Raw genomic sequence first — 3,650 nt, 5'->3', positions numbered from 1 at the left:
ATCAGTGGGGGATGAACAAGACCCCACTGATTAAAGTTTCACTTTATAATCGGCCATCGCTATGTAATATATAAACAAATATATGGAGGGTTTATGGAAAAGAAAAAAGAAAAGAAGACATATATATCTGTTCGATTAAATATAATGTTCCTTTGTATATTTTTATTATTTTCAGCTATTATTATGCAGCTAGGAAAAGTGCAAATCGTAGAGGGAGAGGCTTATAAGAATCAAGTAGAAAGTAGTCAAAATGCAACAACTAGCATTCCAGTTCCGCGTGGACAAATACTAGATCGACAAGGGAAAACAGTTGTTAATAATAAATCCCTTCGTACGATTACCTATACAAGGGTGAAGGGGATTACGGGTGAAGATATATTAAAAACAGCAAAAGACTTAGCGAAAGTACTTGAAATGCCCGAACAAGATATAAATAAGTTAACTGAAATCGATAAAAAAGATTTTTGGATGCAGTTGAATACGAAACGTGCGGAGACAATGATTACTAAAAAAGATATAGAAAAGTTAAAAGATAAGGGAATAGAGGGAAAAGAGTTAGATAAAAAAATAGAAGACTTAAGACGAAGTCGTGTTACAGAATTAGAATTGGCAGAATTAACAGCACAAGATTTAAAGGTGTTAGCTATTAAAAGTAAAATGAGTTCAGGTTATCAATTAACACCACAAATTATAAAAAAAGATGTAACAGATCAAGAGTATGCGCGAATAAGTGAAAACCTTGCTGAGTTTCCAGGAGTAGATGCAACAGTTGATTGGGAACGTAATTATGTAAATGGTAATTTGTTTCGTTCCGTATTAGGAAATATTACGAGTAGTGAAGAAGGATTACCGAAAGAAAATTTAGATTCTTATTTAGTACGTGGATATAACCGTAATGATCGTGTAGGAAAAAGTTATATTGAACAACGATATGAAGATGTATTACATGGCACAAAAGAAGAAGTGAAAAACATTACTGATAAATCCGGAAATATTATAAACACAGAAATAATTTCTAAAGGAAAAAGTGGTAATAGTTTAACATTAACGATTGATATGGAATTGCAAAAGAAAGTGGAAGAAAGTATAGAGAAAAACTTGAGAGCTTTTAAGAGTTCAGAGCCACTATTGGACCGAGCTTTTGTTGTTATGACGAACCCGAATAACGGACAGATTTTATCTATGGCAGGCAAAAGGATTGTAGAGAAAGAAGGGAAAATAGAAATCGAGGATTTGGCATTAGGTAATATGACAACTTCGTATGAACTAGGGTCAGCTGTAAAAGGTGCAACTTTATTAACTGGATATGAGACAGGAGCAATACAACCAGGAGATCAATTTTATGATGCACCGATGAAATTTAAAGGTACACAAGCTAAGAAATCGTGGAATGTATCCGGATTTGGTAATATTAATGATTTACGAGCGCTACAAGTATCTTCGAATGTATACATGTTCCAGACAGCTTTAAAAATTGCAGGAGTTAATTACGTACCAAATGGTTCATTGGATATAAAACAAGAAGCATTTAATACGATGCGCTATTATTTTAAACAATTTGGATTAGGCGTGCCAACAGGTATTGATTTACCGAATGAAATAATTGGACAAACTAGAAAAGTAGATAGTCAGCCTGGATTTTTACTAGACTTTTCTATCGGTCAGTATGATACGTATACGCCGTTGCAATTAGCGCAATACATTTCAACAATTGCTAATGGCGGTTATAGAATGCAACCTCAAATTGTACAAGAAATACGAGAGCAATCCATAAAAGATCAGGAAGTTGGAAAAGTGATACGTTCCATAGAGCCTGTCGTATTAAATCGAGTTGATATGAAGACAGAACATATTGATCGGATAAAAGAAGGGTTTAGATGGGTATTCCAAGAAGGTGATGGAACTGGGGTAAAGTATTTCAAAAATGCGCCATATAAGCCCGCTGGAAAGACCGGGACAGCTCAAACTGTATATGGTGGAGATGATCCAATTGGTAGAAATGCAAAAGGAGAACGTATGGAATGTTACAACTTAACGTTAGTTGGATATGCTCCATATGATAATCCAGAAGTAGCGTTCTCAGTAGTAGTTCCATGGCTTCATAATGATAAAAGTGGAATTAATTCTATAATTGGAAAGGAAGTTTTAGATGCATACTTTGATTTAAAACAGCAACGTATACATGGTGAAGCTGCTAGTATAGATAGTTCTAATCAAAATTAGTAAAATGTGAGTACTTGTCTCAGGGGAAGAGACCCTGTTTATATATAAGTCTTTAAAAGTTAAAAGAAGATTTGAGATAAGAGATAGCAGCTATCATAGTTGCTATCATTTATTTTGTTAATAATACCGATATTAGTTATAAAGTTTTTTAGTTTATGGAACAAACTTGTTTCAGTGGTTGTCTATTATGTGTAAGTAAAAAAGTATTAAGAACTTGAAAGGAATGATGATTTTGAAAAACAAGAGGATGTTAAAAATAGGAATATGCGTTGGTATATTAGGTTTAAGTCTTACAAGCTTAGAAACTTTTACAGGTGGGTCACTGCAAGTTGAAGCGAAAGAAAAGACTGGACAAGTGAAACATAAAAATCAGGCGACGCATAAAGAATTCTCTCAACTTGAGAAAAAATTTGATGCTCGATTAGGTGTATATGCGATTGATACTGGTACACATCAAACAATCTCTTATCGACATAACGAAAGATTTGCCTTCGCATCAACCTACAAGGCTTTAGCCGCAGGAGTATTGTTACAGCAAAACTCTACTGAGAAATTAAATGAAGTTATTACTTATACGAAAGAAGACTTAGTGGATTATTCACCTGTTACCGAGAAACATGTAGATACTGGAATGACACTAGGAGAAATTGCTGAGGCTGCTGTTCGTTACAGTGATAATACTGCTGGGAACATTTTATTTGATAAAATAGGTGGACCGAAAGGATATGAAAAAGCGCTTAGACAGATGGGGGACCGGGTTACTATGTCTGATCGTTTTGAAACAGAATTAAACGAGGCTATTCCAGGAGACATTCGTGACACTAGTACAGCGAAAGCAATTGCTACGAATCTTAAAGGTTTTACAGTCGGAAATGCGCTTCCAAATCATAAACGTAACATTCTTACAGAGTGGATGAAAGGAAATGCTACAGGAGACAAACTTATTCGTGCAGGTGTGCCTACTAACTGGGTAGTTGCAGATAAATCAGGAGCTGGAAGTTACGGGACACGAAATGATATTGCTATCGTTTGGCCACCAAATAGAGCACCTATTATCATCGCAATTTTATCTAGTAAAGATGAGAGAGAGGCTACCTATGATAATCAACTAATTAAAGAGGCAGCGGAAGTTGTAATCGATGCTATTAAATAATAATCTCTTAGTTATCTCAGTTCTTTACCAGATGTTATTGAATGTATAAAATTAGAAAACGATTCTTTTTCGTATGAAAAGAATCGTTTTTGTATTCTTATTATTAAGAGGATAAAGGTAAAATAAATATATATGATGTATCCGATATGAAATTTCATGTACTGTACTATATTCAATAAAAAATCAAAAATATATAATATAATTCAGTTAACATAAAATAAGCGTTTTATGAAAATAAAAGGAGAGAATATGAAGAGAAATATGAATAGAATCA

Annotated in this window: 2 protein-coding genes; both read left to right on the top strand. The window is 33.9% G+C overall.

The annotated features are described in order from the left end of the window. Window positions 1-93 precede the first annotated feature (93 nt). A complete protein-coding gene (locus tag KI369_RS27745; protein ID WP_212958849.1) occupies window positions 94-2,223 on the top strand; it encodes a peptidoglycan D,D-transpeptidase FtsI family protein in 2,130 nt (709 codons plus the stop codon). A gap of 205 nt (window positions 2,224-2,428) precedes the next feature. Next, window positions 2,429-3,376, top strand: a complete 948-nt coding sequence (bla, locus tag KI369_RS27740) for a class A beta-lactamase Bla1 (protein WP_438800519.1) — start codon at window positions 2,429-2,431, stop codon at window positions 3,374-3,376. Window positions 3,377-3,650 lie beyond the last annotated feature (274 nt).

Origin of the sequence: Bacillus sanguinis (assembly GCF_018332475.1) — a bacterium.
Lineage (GTDB): Bacteria > Bacillota > Bacilli > Bacillales > Bacillaceae_G > Bacillus_A > Bacillus_A sanguinis.
The sequence above is the reverse complement of the archived record's forward strand: the minus strand, read 5'-3'. Positions and strand labels throughout refer to the sequence as shown.